At 74.3% G+C, this 19,173-nt stretch carries 19 protein-coding genes and 1 pseudogene; 1 reads left to right on the forward strand and 19 read right to left on the reverse strand.

What is annotated here, in order from left to right; genetic code table 11:
• Nucleotides 1-86 precede the first annotated feature (86 nt).
• The 17 genes and pseudogenes from pheT to rpe all read right to left on the reverse strand — a co-directional run bounded on the left by pheT (nt 87) and on the right by rpe (nt 15,381).
• Nucleotides 87-2,633 carry a phenylalanine--tRNA ligase subunit beta gene (pheT, locus tag GA0070618_RS31705; protein WP_088984918.1) on the reverse strand — a complete coding sequence of 849 codons (2,547 nt, stop codon included), beginning with the start codon at nt 2,631-2,633 and terminating at the stop codon, nt 87-89.
• 42 nt (nt 2,634-2,675) lie between these two features.
• A complete protein-coding gene (gene pheS, locus GA0070618_RS31710) occupies nt 2,676-3,764 on the reverse strand; it encodes a phenylalanine--tRNA ligase subunit alpha (RefSeq protein WP_088984919.1) in 1,089 nt (362 codons plus the stop codon).
• 166 nt (nt 3,765-3,930) lie between these two features.
• The gene (locus tag GA0070618_RS31715) at nt 3,931-4,812 is read right to left on the reverse strand and encodes a TrmH family RNA methyltransferase (protein WP_088984920.1); all 882 of its coding nucleotides are present in this window, start codon (nt 4,810-4,812) and stop codon (nt 3,931-3,933) included.
• Nucleotides 4,813-4,843: 31 nt separating this feature from the next.
• On the reverse strand, nt 4,844-5,236 hold the full coding sequence (gene rplT / locus GA0070618_RS31720; RefSeq protein ID WP_088984921.1) for a 50S ribosomal protein L20: 393 nt from the start codon (nt 5,234-5,236) through the stop codon (nt 4,844-4,846).
• A gap of 36 nt (nt 5,237-5,272) precedes the next feature.
• Entirely contained in the window at nt 5,273-5,467 is a 195-nt protein-coding gene (rpmI, locus tag GA0070618_RS31725; RefSeq protein WP_026267805.1) for a 50S ribosomal protein L35, read from the reverse strand.
• Nucleotides 5,468-5,481: 14 nt separating this feature from the next.
• A complete protein-coding gene (gene infC / locus GA0070618_RS31730; protein ID WP_088984922.1) occupies nt 5,482-6,087 on the reverse strand; it encodes a translation initiation factor IF-3 in 606 nt (201 codons plus the stop codon).
• A gap of 325 nt (nt 6,088-6,412) precedes the next feature.
• A complete protein-coding gene (locus GA0070618_RS31735; protein WP_172900352.1) occupies nt 6,413-6,874 on the reverse strand; it encodes a PH domain-containing protein in 462 nt (153 codons plus the stop codon).
• A gap of 59 nt (nt 6,875-6,933) precedes the next feature.
• The gene (locus tag GA0070618_RS31740) at nt 6,934-7,929 is read right to left on the reverse strand and encodes a DMT family transporter (RefSeq protein WP_088984923.1); all 996 of its coding nucleotides are present in this window, start codon (nt 7,927-7,929) and stop codon (nt 6,934-6,936) included.
• Nucleotides 7,926-8,771: an ATP phosphoribosyltransferase gene (gene hisG, locus GA0070618_RS31745; protein WP_088985986.1), complete on the reverse strand. Its 846-nt coding sequence runs from the start codon at nt 8,769-8,771 to the stop codon at nt 7,926-7,928. The genes GA0070618_RS31740 and hisG overlap by 4 nt, the downstream gene beginning before the upstream one ends.
• 48 nt (nt 8,772-8,819) lie before the next feature.
• Nucleotides 8,820-9,083: a phosphoribosyl-ATP diphosphatase gene (locus tag GA0070618_RS31750; RefSeq protein ID WP_088984924.1), complete on the reverse strand. Its 264-nt coding sequence runs from the start codon at nt 9,081-9,083 to the stop codon at nt 8,820-8,822.
• Between the two features lie 109 nt (nt 9,084-9,192).
• Entirely contained in the window at nt 9,193-9,693 is a 501-nt protein-coding gene (gene ribH, locus GA0070618_RS31755) for a 6,7-dimethyl-8-ribityllumazine synthase (protein ID WP_088984925.1), read from the reverse strand.
• Between the two features lies 1 nt (nt 9,694).
• The gene (locus tag GA0070618_RS31760; protein ID WP_088984926.1) at nt 9,695-10,960 is read right to left on the reverse strand and encodes a bifunctional 3,4-dihydroxy-2-butanone-4-phosphate synthase/GTP cyclohydrolase II; all 1,266 of its coding nucleotides are present in this window, start codon (nt 10,958-10,960) and stop codon (nt 9,695-9,697) included.
• Nucleotides 10,957-11,655, reverse strand: coding sequence for a nicotinamide riboside transporter PnuC (pnuC, locus tag GA0070618_RS31765; RefSeq protein ID WP_088984927.1), 699 nt, complete (start codon nt 11,653-11,655; stop codon nt 10,957-10,959). Before pnuC ends, GA0070618_RS31760 begins: the two co-directional genes overlap by 4 nt.
• A pseudogene (locus GA0070618_RS31770) lies at nt 11,591-12,266 on the reverse strand (riboflavin synthase); the annotation flags it as partial. The pseudogene GA0070618_RS31770 and the gene pnuC, both read right to left, overlap by 65 nt.
• A gap of 1 nt (nt 12,267) precedes the next feature.
• Entirely contained in the window at nt 12,268-13,329 is a 1,062-nt protein-coding gene (ribD, locus tag GA0070618_RS31775; RefSeq protein WP_088984929.1) for a bifunctional diaminohydroxyphosphoribosylaminopyrimidine deaminase/5-amino-6-(5-phosphoribosylamino)uracil reductase RibD, read from the reverse strand.
• A gap of 411 nt (nt 13,330-13,740) precedes the next feature.
• Nucleotides 13,741-14,697 (reverse strand): response regulator, encoded by a 957-nt coding sequence (locus GA0070618_RS31780; protein WP_088984930.1) that lies wholly within the window; start codon nt 14,695-14,697, stop codon nt 13,741-13,743.
• A gap of 3 nt (nt 14,698-14,700) precedes the next feature.
• Entirely contained in the window at nt 14,701-15,381 is a 681-nt protein-coding gene (rpe, locus tag GA0070618_RS31785) for a ribulose-phosphate 3-epimerase (protein ID WP_088984931.1), read from the reverse strand.
• A 308-nt stretch (nt 15,382-15,689) separates the two neighbouring features.
• On the opposite strand from rpe, the gene GA0070618_RS31790 reads away from it, so the two are divergent.
• The gene (locus GA0070618_RS31790) at nt 15,690-16,586 is read left to right on the forward strand and encodes a septum formation family protein (RefSeq protein WP_088984932.1); all 897 of its coding nucleotides are present in this window, start codon (nt 15,690-15,692) and stop codon (nt 16,584-16,586) included.
• A gap of 147 nt (nt 16,587-16,733) precedes the next feature.
• Here GA0070618_RS31790 and GA0070618_RS31795 read toward each other — a convergent pair whose 3' ends face one another.
• Both GA0070618_RS31795 and fmt read right to left on the reverse strand, forming a co-directional pair.
• Entirely contained in the window at nt 16,734-18,248 is a 1,515-nt protein-coding gene (locus tag GA0070618_RS31795; RefSeq protein WP_088984933.1) for an RsmB/NOP family class I SAM-dependent RNA methyltransferase, read from the reverse strand.
• Nucleotides 18,245-19,171 (reverse strand): methionyl-tRNA formyltransferase, encoded by a 927-nt coding sequence (gene fmt, locus GA0070618_RS31800; RefSeq protein WP_088984934.1) that lies wholly within the window; start codon nt 19,169-19,171, stop codon nt 18,245-18,247. The genes GA0070618_RS31795 and fmt overlap by 4 nt, the downstream gene beginning before the upstream one ends.
• Between the last annotated feature and the right edge of the window lie 2 nt (nt 19,172-19,173).

Consider the following 19,173-nt stretch of genomic DNA (forward strand, 5'->3'; position numbering starts at 1 on the left):
TCGGCGGACCGCCTCCCCGCCGGTTCGGGTGCCTGCAGGGGCCCCTGCTCCGCAAAAAGCGGTAACAAGGGACCCCTGCTACCACCTCAGGCGCCGCGCAGGGTCGCGCCGAAGCGGGACGCCGCGGTGGCGACCGCCGCGTCGCGGGCGGCCACCGCCTCCTCGACGGTCAGGGTGCGCTCGGGGGCGCGGAAGGTGAGCTTGTACGCCAGGGACTTACGTCCCTCGCCGAGCTGAGCGGAGGCGTACACGTCGAACAGCCGGACCGACTCCAGCAGCTCGCCGGCCCCATCGACGAGGGCCCGGCGCACCTCGGCGGCCGGGACGGCGTCGTCGACCACCAGCGCCACGTCGATCAGCGCGGGCGGGAACCCGGAGACCGACGGCGCCGGGACGATCCCGGCCGCCGGCACCGCGTCCAGGTCCAGTTCCATCGCGGCGGTCCGCCGGGGCAGCTCCAGCGTGGCCAGCACCGTCGGGTGCAGTTCACCGGCGTACCCGACGACGGTGTCGTCGACCAGCAGCTGCGCGCAACGCCCCGGGTGCCAGGGGGCGTACTCGGCGGCGCGGACGACGATCCGGTGCTCGTCGATCCCGGCGGCGGCGAGCACCGTACGCCCGGCCTCGACGGCGTCCGCCCAGCTCGCCGGGCGGCCGGGCCCCCACCATCCGGTCGGTTCGACGTCCCCGGCCAGCACCACGGCCACGTGCCGGGGCTGTGCCGGCAGGGTCGCGTCGGCCGCGGCGAAGTCGGCGTCGGAGGGCCGCTGCTCGACCCCCATCGTCGGGGCCGGCCCGGCGTCCGGACGCGGGTGGAACACCAGGCCGGTCTCGTAGAGGGCGAGGTCGCGGTGCCCCCGGCCGACGTTGCGCTTCAGGATGCCCAGCAGCGGGCCGAGCAGCGTGGTGCGCAGCAGCGGCTCCTCCTCCGACAGCGGGTTGGCCAGCCGTACCGCGACCCGACGCGGGTCGTCGGCGGGCAGGCCGAGCTGGTCGGCGAAGCCGGGGGCGACGAACGGCTGCGCGAGGACCTCGACGTACCCCTGCTCGGCCAGCGCCCGGGCGACCGCCCGGTGCCGCCGCTGGGTCACGGTGAGCCCCCGGCCGGGCGGCGCGGTCGGCAACACCGACGGGACCCGGTCGTACCCGTCGAGGCGGACCACCTCCTCGACCAGGTCGGCCGGGTCGGTCAGGTCCGGGCGCCAGGTCGGCGGGACGACGGTCAGCACCGCCTGGCCACCGGCGGCCACCCCGACCGCGCCCGGGTCCTCGGCGAGCCGGTCGACGCCCTGGCTCACCGTGCAGCCGACCTGCTCCAGCAGGGCGACCACCCGGGCCGGCGGGTAGTCCACGCCGACCCGCCGACCCGGCAGGTCGGCCGGCAGGCTCACCGGAGCGGACGGCCGGACGTGGTCGATGTCGAGGATCTCCGCGTCGGCGACGCCGCCGCCGTACTCGGCGAGCAGCCGCACCGCCCGCTCGACGGCGACCAGCGGCAGGGCCGGGTCGACGCCGCGTTCCCACCGCTTCGCCGCCTCGCTGAACAGCTTGTGCCGGCGGGCGGTGCGCCCGACCATCACCGCGTCCCAGTGCGCCGCCTCGAAGAGCACGGTAGTGGTGCCGGCGACCACCTCGCTGGTCTCGCCACCCATCACCGCGGCGAGGGAGATCGGACCGGTCTCGTCGCAGATGACCATGTCCTCCGCGGCCAGGCTGCGGGTGACCCCGTCGAGGGTGGTGAGCTTCTCCCCCGCCTCGGCCCGACGCACCACCAGACCGCCGACGAGCCGGTCGGCGTCGAAGGCGTGCATCGGCTGGCCCATCTCGATCATCACGTAGTTGGTGATGTCGACCGGCAGCGAGATGCTGCGGATGCCGGCGACGGTGAGTCGGCGGCTCATCCACTCGGGGGTCCCGGCGGTCGGGTCGACGCCCCGGACCATCCGGGCGACGAACCGGTCGCAGCCAACCGGATCGCGCACCTCCACCGGGTACGCCGGACGCGGCGTCCCGCCGGGCGCGGGCACCAGACCCGGGTCGCGGAACGGCACCCCGAAGGCGTGCGCCAGCTCGCGGGCGATGCCCCGGACCGACATCTGGTAGCCCCGGTCGGGGGTGATCTCCACCTCGACCACCACGTCGTCGAGCCCGACTACCGGGCGCGCGTCGTCACCGGGCTTGGCCGGGTTGTCGCCGCCGAGCACGATGATGCCCGAGTGGTCGTCACCGAGGCCCAGCTCCTTCGCCGAGCAGATCATGCCGTGGGAGTTGCGCCCGTACGTCTTGCGCGCGCCGATCCGGAAGTCGCCCGGGAGCACCCCACCGGGAAGGATCACCACGACCCGGTCGCCGGGGGCGAAGTTGCGCGCCCCGCAGACGATCTCCTGCAACTCGCCGGTGCCGTTGGCGTCGCCCACGTCCACCCGGCAGAACCGGATCGGCTTCTTGAAACCGGTGAGCTCCTCGATCTCGCGGACCTCACCGACGACCAGCGGCCCGGTGACGGTGGCCCGCAGGTCCACCAGGGACTCGACCTCGATGCCGAGGTCGACCAGGGCCCGCTCCAGGTCGGCCGGGTCGAGGTCGGCGGGCAGGTCGACGTACTCCCGCAGCCAACTGACTGAAACTCGCATGCCTCTAGACCACCGTCTCCGTGTCTCGTTCCCGCATTCCCGTCACGCGCCGGTGCCGAACGCGCGGGTGAACCGCACGTCCCCCTCGGCCATGTCCCGCAGATCGCTGACCCCGTGCCGGAACATGACGGTCCGGTCGATGCCCATGCCGAAGGCGAATCCGGAGTAGACCTCCGGGTCGATGCCGCAGGCCCGCAGGACCCGTGGGTTGACCATGCCGCAGCCGCCCCACTCCACCCAGCGCGGCCCGTCGCGGTGCTCCGGGAACCAGACGTCAAATTCGGCGGACGGCTCGGTGAACGGGAAGTAGTGCGGCCGGAAGCGGGTCTTCGCGCCTTCGCCGAACATCGCCCGGGCGAAGTGGTCGAGGGTGCCGCGCAGGTGGGCCATGGTGATGCCCCGGTCGACCACGAGCCCCTCGACCTGGTGGAAGACCGGCGAGTGGGTGGCGTCGAGTTCGTCGGTGCGGTACACCCGGCCGGGCACCACCACGTAGATCGGGGGCTTGCGGGTGAGCATGGACCGGGCCTGCACCGGCGAGGTGTGCGTACGCAGCACCTGCCCGGAACCCGTCCCGCCACCGGAGCCGCCGGTGGGGGCGACGTGGAAGGTGTCCATCAGGCCCCGGGCCGGGTGGTCGGGGCCGATGTTCAGCGCGTCGAAGTTGGTCCACTCCAACTCGACCTCGGGGCCCTCGGCCACCTCGTAGCCCATTCCGACGAACAGGTCGCTGATCTGCTCCATCAGGGTGCTGATCGGGTGGCGCGCGCCCCGGGGCCGCCGGTCGTACGGGAGGGTGACGTCCACCCGCTCCTCGACGAGCACCCGCGCGGCCCGCTCCCGCTCCAGGATCTCCAGCCGGGCGGCGTAGGCCGTCTCGATGCCCCGGCGGGCCTCGTTGACCCGCTTGCCGGCGTCGGACTTCGCGGCCGGCGGCAGCGCGCCGATCTCCCGGCGCGCGAGGGAGACCGGGGACCGGTCGCCCAGGTGCGCGGGGCGCAGCGCGGTCAGCGCGTCCGGGTCGGCGGCGTCGGCGAACGCCTTCTCGGCGTCGGCCACGGCCGAGGCCAGGGCGGCCGGGTCGAGCAGGGCGACCTGCTTCGGGTCGTACGGATCGTTGCGATAGGTCATGGCGTACGGGCACTCCCTCACGGCGGCGCCGCCCTCACGGGACGGCCAGGCGAGTCTACGGACGCGCGGCTGTGCCGCAGCCCGCCGGTGGGAGGGACGCGCGAAGCAGGTCAGGCCCGCCGCCCGCCGACACCGGCGGGCTGGCTAAAGGAACGCCGAGACGCGTTCACGGGCGGACGCTCTCCTTCGGGGAGGGTCCCCGCGCGGGGGACCGCTGTGCTCTGGCTGAAGCGTACAGGCAGACGGCGGCGGCCGCAGCCAGGTTCAGGCTCTCCGCGCGCCCGTGCAGCGGCACCCGCACCCGGGCGTCGGCGGCCTCGGTCAGCTCGGCGGGCAGGCCCTGTGCCTCGGCGCCGAAGAGCCAGGCGGTGGGGGCGGCCAGCCGGTCGGTGTCGGCGAGGTCGTCGAGGTCGCTGTCGCCGTACCCGGTGGTGGCCAGGACGGTGAGCCCGGCGGCGCGGGACGCGGCGACCACCGCGCCCGGGTCGGCGGCGCGGACCACGTCGACGTGGAAGAGGCTGCCGGCGGAGGCCCGCACGCACTTGCCGTTGTACGGGTCGACGGTGTCCCCGGCGAAGACCACCACCTGTGCCCCGGCCGCGTCGGCGGTGCGCAGCACGGTGCCCGCGTTGCCGGGATCACGGATGCCGGCGAGCACCGCGACCAGCCGGGGGGCGGCGGCGAGCGCCCGGTCGAGGGGGACGTCGAGGTGCCGGCAGACCGCCACGAGTCCCTGCGGGGCGACGGTCTCGGCGAGGGCGGCGAGCGCCTCGTCGGTGACCTCGGAGACCGGCACGTCGGCCGTGGCGGCGCGGGCCGCCAGGTCGCGGTGCCGGTCGAGGGCGGCCGGGGTGCCGAAGAGTTCGACCACCAGGCCGGGGCGGGTCAGGGCCTCCCGGACGGCCTGCGGTCCCTCGGCGAGGAAGCGGCCGGTGGCGTCCCGGTCGCGACGGCGGTGCAGCCGGCGGGCGGCGACGACCCGGGGCGTACGTGGGGTGAACGGACCCGGGACGGCGTCGAGGCGCCTCCCGTGCGCTGGTGACGGCATGGGAGACGCCTCGATGACCGGATGCGGTGGGTCAGGCGGCCTGGGCCGCCGCGCCACCGGTGCCCTCGGCCGCCACGGCGGCGCGGGCGACCTCGACGATGGCAGCGAACGCCGTCGCGTCGTTGACGGCCAGGTCGGCCAGGATCTTGCGGTCGACCTCGACGCCGGCCAGCCGGAGACCCTGGATCAGCCGGTTGTAGGTCATCCCGTTGGCCCGGGCGCCGGCGTTGATCCGCTGGATCCAGAGCTGCCGGAAGTCGCCCTTGCGGTCACGACGGTCCCGGTAGGCGTACTGCATCGAGTGCAGCACCTGCTCCTTGGCCTTGCGGTACAGGCGGGAGCGCTGGCCGCGGTAGCCACTCGCGGTCTCCAGCAGGGTACGACGCTTCTTCTGGGCATTCACAGCCCGCTTGACGCGTGCCATTCAACTACTCCTTACTCAGTGGTCGCGTGGCGCGCGTCAGCGGCCGAGCAGCTTCTTGATTCGCTTGACGTCAGCCTTGGCCAGCTCGACCGTGCCGGTCAGCCGACGGGTCTGGGTGGAGGGCTTCTTCTCCAGGTTGTGGCGCAGCCCGGCCTGCTGGGCAACGATCTTGCCCTTGCCGGTCACCTTGACCCGCTTGCCCATACCCGTGTGGCTCTTCATCTTCGGCATGCGTCTCTCCCCTGTTACTCGCCGGTCGCGCCGGCGGGCCCGGCCGCCTCGGCCGGTGGTGCCTCGGCGGCACCGGCCTCCCGCTCCCGCGGTGCGCCGGACCGGGCTGCCGTGGCGGCGGCCTTGGTGGCACGGTGCGGCGCGAGAACCATGATCATGTTTCGACCGTCCTGCTTCGGAGCGGCCTCGACGTACCCCAGTTCCGAGATCTCCGACTCGAGCCGGCGCAGGAGCCGGTAACCCAGCTCCGGACGGCTCTGCTCGCGACCACGGAACATGATCGTCACCTTGACCTTGTCGCCGGCCTTGAGGAACCGCACCACGTGACCCTTCTTGGTCTCGTAGTCGTGCGGGTCGATCTTGGGCCGGAGCTTCATCTCCTTGATGACGGTCTGCTGCTGGTTACGCCGCGCTTCGCGCGCCTTGAGTGCGCTCTCGTACTTGAACTTGCCGAAGTCCATGAGCTTGCACACCGGCGGGCGCGCCATGGGCGCAACCTCGACCAGGTCCAGGTCGACGTCCGCGGCCAGCTGAAGGGCGCGCTCCAGCGGGACGATGCCCACCTGCTCACCCTCAGGGCCGACCAGTCGGACCTCACGTGCCCGGATCTGCTCGTTCACGCGTGGTTCGACGCTGATGGGGCCTCCTCGAGTCGGTTCTCCTATGCGGCCGACCCCGTGGTCCCCGAATGGGGACCGACCCGGAAAGCAGAAGGCCCCGGCGCATGCCAGGGCCCGCTCGACCGGTCGGCACGATCAATGATCGCGCATCCGGCACCGGGACGTGCCCGGAACCGGTGACCGGACCCGGCCGCCGTCGCGGGCGACTCGGGTGGGAGCAGGCGCTCCACTTCAGGGCTGCTCACAGTTACACGGGCAGCCTGGTCGACAGAGTCACATTACACCCCCGCCGGGCACCGCCCAAATCGACCCGCCCGGCCGGGGCTCAGCTCTGGGCCAGGGTGGCCTGGTGGGCCCGGTGCAGCCGACGCAGCGCGCGGACCCCGTCCACCGCCAGTTCCTTGTCGGCCGCCTGGAGGGCCACCATCGGCAGCAGGTCGTCGTCGTACAGCTCCAGGCTCGCCCAGGGCGCCCCCCGGTCGAACCGCACGTTGCGGACGACGTCCCAGGGCAGCTCGTACGAGCCGATGATGTTGCGCACCCGGACGCCACGCGCGTCGGCCTCGACCCGGGGGCGGGTGAAGAGCAGGGCACCGAGCGCGCCGAGCACACCCAGGCCGATCATGGCCAGTTGGTCGCCGCGTTGGAAGGAGCCGTAACCGTTGCCGGTCGGGCCGTGCAGCGAGGTGGCCACCAGGCTGAAGACCACCACCAGCGCGACGGCGGAGGACCAGCAGACCACCCGGATCCGGCGGGGACGCAGGCGTACCAGGTCGGAATCGCTCACCCCACCAGTCTGCCATCCGGCCCCGGATTCCTCCGCGTCGCCTCGCGCGGCGTCCGACCTCAGGGCCGCCGGTCCGTCGCCGCAGGACGGTGCGCGGCGGTCGTCCCGCCGGTCCGGGGCACCGGCGGGACCGCCCGCGCCCCGCGCCACCGGCCACCCCGACCGGCCACCACGGCGGCGACCAGGGTGAGCACCGCGCCGGCCAGCACCGGCGGTCGCAGCCCCGCGCCGCCGGGCAGCAGCGCGTCGAGCAGCAGGGAACCACCGAGCTGCCCGCCGACCAGCACCAGACCGGTGCGCAGCACCCCGACCGACCGGACCCCGACCAGCAGGGTGACCACGATGGTCACCCCGAGCAGGCCGCCGGTCCAGAGATACCAGTCGCCGGGCCAGCTCGCCGGGGGTCGGGTGAGGGTGCCCGCGACCACCGCGGCGGCGAACACCGCCGCCGTGCTCACCACGAAGTTCACCGCGGTGCCGGCGCCGGTGCCGACGACGGCGGAGACCCGTCCGTTCAACGCCGACTGGAGGGCGACGGCCAGGCCGCCGGCCACGGCCAGCAGGAGCGGGCCGACCGCCAGCTCCCCCACCGGGCGGCCGAGCTGGGCCAGGGTGACCGCCGCCAGGCCGAGCAGCGCGCCGGTGATCCGGGGGCCGGTCAGCGGCAGCCGTCCCACCGGGGCGAGACCGGCCCGGTCGGCGGCGAGCCCGCCGAGGCTGCCGCCGGCGACCTGGGCGATGGTGAAGGCGGCCACCCCGAGCACCGGTACGACGTACGCGGCGACCAGCACGATCGCCGCGCCACCCAGCCCGCCGAGGTACGACCACCAGGGCAACCGGGCGGACCGCAGGTCGCGCAACCCGGCCCGCATCGACGGCAACGCGAGCAGGGCGACCAGGACGAGCACGCTGCCGCCCAGGTTGTTGACGACCGCGGCGAGCACCGGGTCACCGGCGCGCGTCCCGAACTCCGCGTTGATCACGCCCTGGGCCGCCGAGGCCACCCCGCCCAGCGCGACCAGGGCGAGGGCGGCCGTCGGCGGCAGCGGTCTCACAGCCGGCAGGCGTGGATGTTGGTGACCAGGATGGCCCGCGCGCCCACCTCGTAGAGCTCGTCCATGATCCGGTGCACCTCGTCGCGGGCCACCATGGCCTGCACGGCGACCCAGCCCTCCCGGTGCAGCGGGGAGATGGTCGGCGACTCGATGCCCGGGGTGAGGGCGCTGGCCCGCTCCAGCAGGTTCGCCGGCACGTCGTAGGCGAGCATGACGTACCGGCGGGCGACCAGCACCCCGTGCAGCCGGTGCAGCAGCTGGTCCGCCTGGGCGCACGCGGGGGCCTCGGTCCGGCGCACCAGCACCGCCGACGACCGCAGCAGCGGCTCGCCGAAGACCACCAGGCCGGCCTGGCGCAGGGTGGCCCCGGTGGAGACGACGTCGGCGACCACGTCGGCCACCCCCAGGCGGACGGCGTTCTCCACCGCCCCGTCGAGGCGGATGACGTCGGCCCGCACGCCCAGGTCGGCGAGGTACCGCTCGACCAGGCCCGGGTAGGCGGTGGCGATGCGGTGCCCGCCCAGCTTCTGCACGGAGTCGATGTCCTCGCCACGGGCGGCGAACCGGAAGGTGGCCCGACCGAAGTTCAGGTCGACCACCTCCTCGGCCGGCGCGCCGGAGTCGATCAGCAGATCCCGGCCGGTGATGCCCAGGTCGAGGTCGCCGGACCCGACGTAGGTGGCGATGTCCTTGGGACGCAGGTAGAAGAATTCGACGTCGTTGCCCTCGTCCCGGCAGACCAGGTCCTTGGCGTCGGTACGCTGGCGGTAGCCCGCCTCGCGCAGCATCTGGGCGGCCGGCTCGGCCAGGGTGCCCTTGTTGGGAACGGCGACACGCAGCATGACGGAGTGCTCCTTGAATCGATCGTCGCAACCGGTCGGGTGGGGCACTCACAGATGTCGGTAGACGTCCTTCAGATCGAGACCGCTGGCGATCATCAGCACCTGGACCTGGTAGAGCAGCTGGGAGATCTCCTCGGCGGTCCGCTCCGGCCCCTCGTGCTCGGCGGCCATCCACGACTCGGCCGCCTCCTCGACGACCTTCTTGCCGATGAAGTGGACACCCCGTTCGAGCGCGGCGACCGTGCCCGACCCCGGGGTGCCGGCGGCGGCCTTGGCCTGCAGCTCGGCGAACAACTCCTCGAACGTCTTCACGGGAGGCGATTCTTCCAGCCGGGCCGGCCGGCCGGGTGGCCCGGGTCCCGGGCGTCCCGCGTCCGCGTCGCCCGGAACCCCGTCACCGCCGGCCCGCCCTGCTCGGGGGTCAGCCGCCGAAGCCGAGACGGTGACCGTTGGTGGCGCCCAGTCCCCGGATGGCCAGGGCGGCGTCGAGGGCCGCGACGGTGGACGCCCAGCCCTTGTCCTCCGCCGAGCCGGGCAGCCCGGCCCGGTCGCGGGCCTGCTCGATGGTGTCGACGGTGAGCACGCCGTGGGCGACCGGCTTCCCCTCGTCCAGGGCGACCCGGGTCAGCCCGTCGGTGACCGACCGGCAGACGTAGTCGAAGTGGGCGGTGGCCCCGCGCACCACGACGCCGAGGGCGACCACCACGTCGCAGCGGCGGGCCAGCGCCTGCGCCACCACGGGCAGCTCGACCGAACCGGCCACCCGGGCGACCACCGCCCGGGCCCCGCACGCCTCGGCCGCGGCCACCGCCCGGTCGCACATGTGGTCGGTGAGGTCGCCGTGCCAGCGGGCCGCCACCACGCCCACGGTCAGGCCGGCCGCGTCCACCGCGCTCGCCCCGGGTTCGCCGAATCCCGCCATCTCACGCTCCGATCTCGTCGGCCGCGGCCACCCGGCGCAGCGGCGTCTCGGTGACCTCGTCCAGTTCGTCGAGGAGGTGCCCCATCCGGTCCCGCTTGGTGCGCAGGTAGCGCACGTTCTCCGGGTGCGGACGGATGGGCAGCCCCTCCCGACCGGAGATGGTCAGGCCGTAGCCCTCCAGTCCGGCCCGCTTGGCCGGGTTGTTGGTGAGCAGCCGCATCGAGCGCACCCCGAGGTCGTAGAGGACCTGCGCGCCGGTGCCGTAGTCGCGGGCGTCGGCCGGCAGCCCCAGGTCGAGGTTCGCGTCGACGGTGTCCCGCCCCGAGTCCTGGAGCTGGTACGCCTGGAGCTTGTGCAGCAGGCCGATGCCGCGCCCCTCGTGCCCCCGGACGTAGAGCACCACGCCCCGCCCCTCCGTGGCGACGCGGGCCAGGGCGGCGTCGAGCTGAGGGCCGCAGTCACAGCGCAGCGAACCGAAGACGTCCCCGGTCAGGCACTCCGAGTGCACCCGCACCAGCACGTCCCGACCGTCGCCGATGTCGCCCATGACCAGGGCGACGTGCTCGGCGCCGTCGTGCTCGCTGCGGTAGCCCAGCGCCCGGAACACCCCGTGCGCGGTCGGCATCCGCGCCTCGGCGACCCGCTCCACCTGCTTCTCCGTCCGTCGCCGGTAGGCGATCAGGTCGGCGATGGTGACCAGCGTGAGGGAGTGCTCCGCGCAGAACCGCTCCAGGTCCGGCACGCGCATCATGGTGCCGTCGTCGTTGACCAGCTCGCAGAGCACTCCGGCCGGGCGCAACCCGGCCAGCCGGGTCAGGTCGACGGCGGCCTCGGTGTGCCCGGGCCGGCGCAGCACCCCGCCCTCCCGGGCCCGCAGCGGCACCACGTGTCCGGGGCGGGCCAGGTCGGCCGGGCTGGTCGCGGCGTCGGCGAGCAGGCGGATGGTGTGCGCGCGGTCGGCCGCGGAGATGCCGGTGCTGACCCCCTCCCGGGCGTCCACGGTCACCGTGTAGGCGGTGCCCCGCCGGTCCTGGTTGGTGTGGTGCATCGGCGGCAGGTCCAGCCGGTCGCACTCGCTCTCGGTCAGCGGCACGCAGATGTAGCCGGATGTGTGGCGCACCATGAACGCGACCAGCTCCGGGGTGGCCTTCTCGGCCGCGAAGATCAGGTCACCCTCGTTCTCCCGGTCGGCGTCGTCCACCACGACGACCGGCCGGCCGGCGGCGATGTCCGCCACCGCCTGCTCGATGGTTCCGAACGTGGTCATGTCGCAGCCTCCAGGTAGCGGTGCGGGACGGCACTGGCAGCCCGCGCGGTCCGCGCCGAGGTACGCCACCAGCTGGCGAAGCCCCAGGCGCAGAAGAGTCCGTAGAACAGGTACATCGCGGCGGAGGGGTAGAAGCCGCCGCGCAGGAGCAGGGGCACGCCGACCGCGTCCACCGCGATCCAGACCAGCCAGAACTCCACCCAGCCCCGGGCCATGCCGTACGTGGCGAGCAGGCTGCCGACCAGGATCCAGGCGTCCGGCAGCGGCCCCCAGGAGCCGAGCGCGGCGAGCACCGGGTACGCCCCGGCGGTGCCGAGCACGGCGACCGCGAGCATGCCCAGCCGTTCCCGGCCGGTGGCCCAGCGGGGGGCGACCGCCGCCCGGTCCGGCGCGCTGCCGAGCCGGCGGGTCCGCGACCACCGCCACCAGCCGTAGCAGCTGACCGCGAAGAAGAACACCTGTCGCCCGGCCTGCCCGTACAGGTCGTGGGCCTGCGGGGTGGCGAAGACCCCGCCGAGGAAGACGGTCAGCAGCAGGGCGTTGCCGACCATGCCGACCGGCCAGGCCCAGACCAGCCGGCGTAGCCCGAGCAGGGCCGACGCCAGCCCGAAGCCGTTGCCGACGATCTCCCGGACCAGCACCGGGGAACCCGCGACGTCGACCTGGGCGGTGAGCAGCCACGCCAGCGGGTCCATCAGCGGGCTCCGCCGGTGAGCCGGTCGCCGAGCAACCGCTCGACGTACTTGGCGAGCACGTCGACCTCCAGGTTGACCGGGTCGCCGGGACGTCGCACGCCGAGGGTGGTCAGCGCGAGGGTGGTCGGGATCAGCCCGACGGCGAACCAGTCGTCGCCGACCGCGGCGACGGTCAGCGACACACCGTCGACGGTGATGGAGCCCTTCTCCACCACGTACCGGGCCAGGCCGGCGGGGAGGCGGAAGCGGACCGTCTCCCACTTCTCGGCCGGTTCCCGGTCGAGCAGCTCGCCGACCCCGTCGACGTGCCCCTGCACCAGGTGCCCGCCGAGCCGGCTGCCGAGCGCGGCGGCCCGTTCCAGGTTGACCCGGTCCCCGGGGCGCAGCGCGCCCAGCGCGGAGCGGCGCAGGGTCTCCCCCATCACATCGGCGGTGAAGACCTCCCCGTCGACCTCGACCACGGTCAGGCACACCCCGTTGACCGCGATGGAGTCGCCGTGCCGGGCGTCCGAGACGACCAGCGGGCCGCGCACGGCGACCAGCGCCGAGTCGTCCCCGGTCTCGGTCACCCGGACGACCTCACCCAGTTCCTCGACGATGCCGGTGAACATGTCAGCTCTCCCTCTTCCGGGGCAGCGCGGTGATGCGCAGGTCGGGTCCGACCTGCGTGACGTCGACGATCTCCAGGTCGATGGCCTCGCCGATGGTGCGGACGCCGGCGTCGAGCAGGGCGGTCGGTCCGGCCCCGAGCAGCCGGGGCGCGAGGTAGCCGACGACCCGGTCGACCAGGCCGGCGGCGAGGAATCCGCCGGCGAGGCGGGGCCCGCCTTCCAGCAGGACCGCCCGGATCCCACGCCGGTGCAGCGCGGTGAGCAGCGCCGACAGGTCGACCCGGCCGTCCGGGGCCGTGCCGACCTCGGCGGCGGTGGCGATCCAGGTGTCGGCGGCGGCGTCGCGGACCCGGGCGTCGCCTGGGGTACGACCGGCGCTGTCCACCACGACCCGCAGCGGCTGCCGGATCGCGAGGGTGCCGTCGCGCAGGTTGCGCACGGTCAACCGGGGGTCGTCGGCGAGCACGGTGCCGACCCCGACGACGATCGCGTCCACCGTGGCGCGCAGCGCGTGCACGTCCGTCCGGGCCGCCTCGGAGGTGATCCACATGCTGGTGCCGTCCTCGGCCGCCGACCGGCCGTCGAGCGTGGCGGCGTACTTCCAGATCACGTACGGCCGGCCCCGGCGCATCGAGGTGAGCCAGGCGATGTTGCCGGCCTCGGCCTCGTCGGCGCGTACCCCCAGCTCGACCTCGACACCGGCGGCGCGCAGCGTGCCCGCGCCGCCGGAGGCGACCGGGTTGGGGTCCGGCACGGCGACCACCACCCGCCCGATGCCGGCCTGGATCAGGGCGTGGGTGCAGGGGCCGGTGCGGCCGGTGTGGTCGCAGGGTTCCAGGGTGACCACGGCGGTGCCGCCCTTCGCCCGGTTGCCGGCCTGCGCCAGCGCGACGATCTCGGCGTGCGGCCCCCCGGCGTAGGCGTGGAAGCCCTCCCCGACGATCTCACCGTCCGGGTCGAGCAGCACGCATCCGACCACCGGGTTGGGACTGGTGGTGCCCAGGCCCCGGGCAGCCAGCGCGATCGCGCGTCGCATCGCCTCGTCGGTGGAGACGCCGGCCATCGCCTGCCCCTGCTCTCTCGCGCGGTCGGTGCGCGGGCGGGGCGGAAGCGGGCATGCGGCGGCGGAGCCGGGAACGGCGGAGCCGACCCGGCAGGGCCCGGAGGGCAGCCGACAGCGAGCGTCGGCCCCGGGCCTGTCCGTCCCGCGCGCTGTCTCCCATCCGGACTGTCTGGGCGCGGGCTTGCCCGCCCCCAACCGTCGGCCCCGGATTCTCACCAGGTCCACCGGGCGGCCGAGGCCGACCGGGTCGCGGGCTGACCACGGCTCGGGCCGTGGATCACCGCCGGTTCGGAATTACACCGAGTCCCGCCAGCGCGTGGTGGGTACGAGGGAAGTCTTACACGCCGACCCGGGGGGTCCGCCACCCCGGCGAGCTACCTCACAGCTTCGCGGGGTGGCTGGCCCCCACGGTCAGGGAATTCCCCGCCGCCGGTCCACGGCAACGTACGAGCCGGGTTGGCTCTTGGCCACCGTCTTCATCTCGGAGGCGACCGCGATGGCCTCCAGGGGGTCGGTGAAGCGCTTCCGGCTGTCGGAGAGGGAGACCCCGATGGAGAGGGTGACCAGGGCGGCCCGGCGGATGTTGCCGCGCCGGTCCTTCAGCTCGACGTAGCCGCGCTCGGCGTCGGAGGGGTCGTAGAGCTTGTCGGCGGCGTTCTCGAAGTCGACCACCGCGCGGGAGGTGAGCGGGCGCACCTGCTCGGGGGTGCAGACGATGACGAAGTCGTCGCCGCCGACGTGCCCGAGGAAGGCCGGCGGGAGCCCGATCGACACCACCGCCCGGTGCAGGCTGCGGGCCAGCGCGGAGATGAAGTCGTCGCCCCGGACGAAGCCGTACCGGTCGTTGACGCTCTTGAACCGGTCGATGTCGATGTAGCCGACGGCGTAGTCGGTGCCGCTGCGCACCCGGTCGCTGATCTCCCGGCGGATCCGGCTGTTGCCGGGCAGCCCGGTCAGCGGGGAGACCTCGCGGAACTCCTTGTTACGGCGCAGGGTGGAACTGACCCGGGCCACCAGTTCGGCGGTGTCGAAGGGCTTGACCAGGTAGTCGTCCGCCCCGGCGCTGAGCCCGTGCACCTTGTCGACGGTCATCCCCTTGGCGGTCAGCATGATCACCGGCAGGGCGGACGTCAGCGGGTTCGCGCGCAGCCGGCGGGTCAGTTCCAGGCCGTCGATCCGGGGCATCATCAGGTCGACCACGGCCAGGTCCGGCCGCTGCCGCTCGATCACCTCGAGCGCCTCCTGCCCGTCGGCGGCGTGGATCACCTCGAAGCCGTGCAGCCGGAGGTTGAACTCGACGAACCGGGCGATGTCCTCGTCGTCGTCGACGACCAGGATGACGTCCGGACCCTCACCGGCGGGCTCCACCGATCAGACCCCGGCCGCCGCGCGTCCCGCCAGCGCACGCAGGTGGCGTACCGCCTCGGCCGGGTCGTCGGCGCCGTAGACGGCCGTGCCGGCGACGAAGGCGTCCGCGCCGGCCTCGGCGGCCTGCGCGATGGTGTCCGCGGCGATCCCCCCGTCCACTTCGATGCGCAGTTCCAGGTGGCCGGCGGCGACGTGCCGGCGGGCGGTGCGGACCTTGTCCAGCAGGTTCGGGATGAACCGCTGCCCGCCGAACCCGGCCTTGATCGTCATGATCAGCAGGGTGTCGAAGCTGGGCAGGATCTCCAGGTACGGCTCGATCGGGGTGTCCCGGTCGATCGCCAGTCCCGCCTTGGCCCCGGCCGAGCGCAGGTCCCGCGCGAGAGCCACCGGGTTGTCGCAGGCCTCGGCGTGGAAGGTGACGTTGTACGCCCCGGCGTCGGCGTATCCGGGAGCCCAGCGTCGCGGATCCTCGATCATGAGGTGCACGTCGAACGGCAGCGCGGTCACCGCCCGCAGGCTCTGCACCACGGGCAGCCCGATGGTCAGGTTGGGCACGAAGTGGTTGTCCATCACGTCCACGTGCAGCCAGTCCGCGGCGTCTTCCACGGCGCGCACCTCGTCGGCGAGGCGGGCGAAATCGGCGGCGAGGATGCTGGGCGCGACGATCGGGGGCGGTACGGTCACCGGCCCAGTGTACGAACGCCCCCGACACCCGTGCCGTAGGCACCCGCGCCGTGGCCCGCCCCGGACAGCGGAGCGGAGCCGAGGGCCGGCACGGGAGGACCGAACGATGCGACGGTGGTGGGGGCGCCGTCCACCACCGTGCCGCACCGCGTGGTAGCGCTCGTCACCAAACACCCGGGGCGGACCGCCGACGGTCCCACCAGGACGGTCGGTGCCCGCGCGGCCGGTTCCGGTGCCGTATGCTCCTGCGCCGTGGCCCGCCCCGCGCACCGGGGCGGCGTCGACACCACGGCACGGGAGGTCGGGTCATGCGACGGTGGTTGAGGGCGTGCGCTCTGGGTGGGGTGGCTGCGCTGGCTCTGGCCGGCTGCGGCGTGCCGGAGGGCACCGACGGCGACCTGGTCGACGACTGGGCCGGCCTCGCCACGCCGAAGATCTTCCAACCGGCCGCCGACACCTGCCACCCGGACGAGACGGAGGTCGGGTACCTCAGCTCGTACGGCCCGGTGCCCTGCGACCAGTCGCACGAGACCGAGACGGTGCACGTGGGCACGTTGCCCGCCGAGCACACCAACGGCGCCACGGTCCCGTCGGCCGGCTCGCCGGCCCGCCTGGCCGCGTACGCCGAGTGCGAGAAGGCAGCGAACCGGACGCTCGGCGCGGACTGGCGCTCCGGGCGGGTGACCCTGTACACCATCCTCCCGTCCGAGTACGGCTGGAAGGGCGGCGCGCGGTGGTTCCGCTGCGACGTCGCCGAGGTCAACCGCCTCGACGGCCCGGAGGTGAAGCGCCGGACGGGCACCCTGAAGGACGCCCTGGCCGGCACCGCGCCCCTCGCCCACCGTTGCTTCAACGTCAAGCTGGCCAACGACAAGGTCGACGACATGGCCGAGGTGTCCTGCACGACCCGGCACGACGCCGAGTTCGTGGGCATCTACAAGGACACCGCCGGTGACCACGACGAACTGGTCAAGGGCAGTACGCGCGTCCACCGGCGGTGCCAGGCCATGGTCGCCTCGTACGCGAAGGTGCCCGACGACAGCAACCTCAAGTACCGGACCGGAACGATCTACTACCACCCCTCGGCGGAGGAGTGGAAGGACGGCAACCGTGGGGTCCAGTGCTTCCTGTGGCTCAGTGACCGCAGCCTGACGCGCTCGGTCAAGGGCGGCGGCACCAAGGTGCTGCCCATCCGCTACGCCTGAGCCGGCAGCGCCGGTCCGCCGTTCCCGTGACGCCGGGGAGCGGCGGATCGGCACGCCCGCGTCGCTTCCGTGACCCGTCCGCCCGGGCCGGTCGTGGAAGCGCGGGGTGGGACCGCCGGCCCCACCCCGCCGGAACCGGAGACCCGGTCAGCCGCGCCGCAGCACCGCGAGGAACATCGCGTCCGTGCCGTGCCGGTGCGGCCAGAGCTGCACCGTCGGCCCGGCCCCGAGACCCGGCATCCCCGCCGGCAGCAGCGGGCGGGCGTCGACGAAGTCCACCGGCGCCCCGCAGCGGCGGGCCGCCTCGGTGACCGTCACGTGCGTCTCCACCACGTGCGGCGAGCAGGTGACGTAGGCGACCAGCCCGCCGGGGCGGGTCGCGCGCAGGCCGGCGGTGAGCAGTTCCCGCTGGAGCCGGGTCAGTGGCGGCAGGTCCGACGGCTGGCGACGCCAGCGCGACTCCGGCCGACGGCGCAGCGAACCGAGGCCGGTGCACGGCGCGTCCACCAGCACCCGGTCGAAGTGCTCCTCCGGCAGCTTCGGGTCGGCGCCGACCGTCCGCCCGTCGGTGTGCAGCACGTTCACCGGCAGCCCCCGGGTGGCCCGCTCGACCAGGCGGGCCCGGTGTTCGGCCACCTCGACCGCGGTGACCCGGGCGTCGCGCTGCACCGCGAGCGCGCCGAGCAGACCGGTCTTGCCGCCGGGACCGGCGCAGAGGTCCAGCCAGCGGCCGTCCGGCCCGTCCAGCGGCCCGGCGGCCAGCGCCGCCGCCACGAGCTGCGAGCCCTCGTCCTGCACGTGTGCCCGGCCCTGCGCCAGCGCCGGCAGGTCACCCGGCGCGCCACCGGATAGGTACACCGCGTACGGCGAGAAGGCCCCCGGCGCGCCACCGACCTCGTCGGCCAACTCCGCCGGGTCGGCCAGCCCCGGACGGGCGCACAGGTGCACCGGCGGGGGCTGGTTGTCCTCGATGAGCAGGCGGGTCGTCTCGCCCAGGTCACCGCCGAGCGCCTCGCGGAACGCCCGGACGATCCACTGCGGGTGGCTGTGGGCCAGGGCCAGGTGCCCGACCGGGTCGTCCGCCATCGACGGGGCGATCCGGTCGATCCAGGCGTCGGCGTCCCGGCCGGCGACCTCGCGGAGCACCGCGTTCGCGAACCCGCTCGCGCCGTAACCGACCGTCTTCACCAGATCCACCGTGGCGGAGACGGCCGCGTGGGCCGGCACCCGGGTGTGCAGGAGCTGGTACGCGCCGAGCCGCAGCGCGTCCCGCACCGGCGGGTCGATGCGCTCCACGTCCCGGCCCGCGGCGTCGGTGAGGATGGCGTCCAGGGTGCCCACCGCACGCAGGGTGCCGTAGGTCAGCTCGGTGGCGAAGGCCGCGTCCCGGCCGTACAGTCCCGCGTCCCGCAGGATCGCCGGCAACACCAGGTTGGCGTACGCGTCGTCGCGGTGCACCGCCGCGAGCGCGTCGTACGCGGCCCGGCGCGGCCGGTCCACCACGTCGGTGCGGCCCGTGCGCCCGCCGCCGCGCCGGTCGCCGCCCGGACGGGCACCGTCCCGGCCGTCCCGTGGGTCACGCCGGCGGTCGCCGCGCCCCGGCTCGGAGCCCGGACCGGACCGGACCGGACGTGGGTACTGTCGTTCCCCCGGCCCGGTCACGCGAACTGCTCGCCGGTCTCGACCCGGACGCCCCGCGCCCAGTCGGTGGCCGGCATCGGCTTCTTGCCGGCAGCGCGTACCTCGCCGAGCGTCACCGGGGTGGTGGCCGTGCCGGCCAGCACCCGCCGACGCTCCACGAGCAGCTCGCCGGGCTTCAGCTCCGGAGCGTCGGCCGCCGGCCGCACCGGACCGAGCTTGACCCGGTCGCCCCGGAAGGTCGTCCACGCGCCGGGTGCCGGGGTGCAGGCACGGATCCGCCGGTCCACGGCGAACGCCGGCTCGGTCCAGCGGACCTGGGCGTCCTCGACGGTCAGCTTCGGCGCCAGGGACACCCCGTCGGCCGGTTGCCCGACGGCCCGGGCGGTGCCGTCGGCGATCGCGTCGAGGACCGCCACCAGCAGGCCCGCGCCGGAGACGGCGAGCCGCTCCAGGAGGTCGCCGGAGGTGTCCTGCGGCGCGATCCGGTCGGTGAGGGTGCCGTAGACCGGACCGGTGTCGAGCCCCTCCTCCAGTTGGAAGACGCTCGCCCCGGTCAGCTCGTCGCCGTGCAGGACGGCGTGCTGCACGGGGGCGGCCCCCCGCCAGGCGGGCAGCAGCGAGAAGTGCAGGTTGATCCAGCCGTGGGTGGGGATCTCCAGCGCGACCGGGGGGACCAGCGCACCGTACGCGACCACCGGGACACAGTCCGGGGCGAGCGCACGCAGCCGGTCGAGGAACTCCGGCTCACGCGGACGGGCCGGGGTGAGCACCTCGACGCCGTGCGCGTCGGCCCACGCGCCGACCGGGGAGCGGGACAACCCGCGTCCGCGTCCGGCCGGGGCGTCCGGGCGGGTGACCACGGCGACCAGCTCGTGGCGGGAGGCGGCGACCGCTTCCAGGGCGGGGACGGCGACGGCCGGCGTGCCGGCGAAGACCAGACGCATGG

The organism is Micromonospora echinospora, assembly GCF_900091495.1.
Lineage (GTDB): Bacteria > Actinomycetota > Actinomycetes > Mycobacteriales > Micromonosporaceae > Micromonospora > Micromonospora echinospora.

Coding starts and splice junctions, on each gene's coding strand:
- pheT (WP_088984918.1), bottom strand. CDS start 2,633: ATGCGAGTTTCAGTCAGTTGGCTGCGGGAGTACGTCGACCTGCCCGCC.
- pheS (WP_088984919.1), bottom strand. CDS start 3,764: ATGACCTATCGCAACGATCCGTACGACCCGAAGCAGGTCGCCCTGCTC.
- GA0070618_RS31715 (WP_088984920.1), bottom strand. CDS start 4,812: ATGCCGTCACCAGCGCACGGGAGGCGCCTCGACGCCGTCCCGGGTCCG.
- rplT (WP_088984921.1), bottom strand. CDS start 5,236: ATGGCACGCGTCAAGCGGGCTGTGAATGCCCAGAAGAAGCGTCGTACC.
- rpmI (WP_026267805.1), bottom strand. CDS start 5,467: ATGCCGAAGATGAAGAGCCACACGGGTATGGGCAAGCGGGTCAAGGTG.
- hisG (WP_088985986.1), bottom strand. CDS start 8,771: ATGCTGCGTGTCGCCGTTCCCAACAAGGGCACCCTGGCCGAGCCGGCC.
- ribH (WP_088984925.1), bottom strand. CDS start 9,693: ATGGCGGGATTCGGCGAACCCGGGGCGAGCGCGGTGGACGCGGCCGGC.
- GA0070618_RS31760 (WP_088984926.1), bottom strand. CDS start 10,960: ATGACCACGTTCGGAACCATCGAGCAGGCGGTGGCGGACATCGCCGCC.
- pnuC (WP_088984927.1), bottom strand. CDS start 11,655: ATGGACCCGCTGGCGTGGCTGCTCACCGCCCAGGTCGACGTCGCGGGT.
- ribD (WP_088984929.1), bottom strand. CDS start 13,329: ATGGCCGGCGTCTCCACCGACGAGGCGATGCGACGCGCGATCGCGCTG.
- GA0070618_RS31790 (WP_088984932.1), top strand. CDS start 15,690: ATGCGACGGTGGTTGAGGGCGTGCGCTCTGGGTGGGGTGGCTGCGCTG.
- fmt (WP_088984934.1), bottom strand. CDS start 19,171: ATGCGTCTGGTCTTCGCCGGCACGCCGGCCGTCGCCGTCCCCGCCCTG.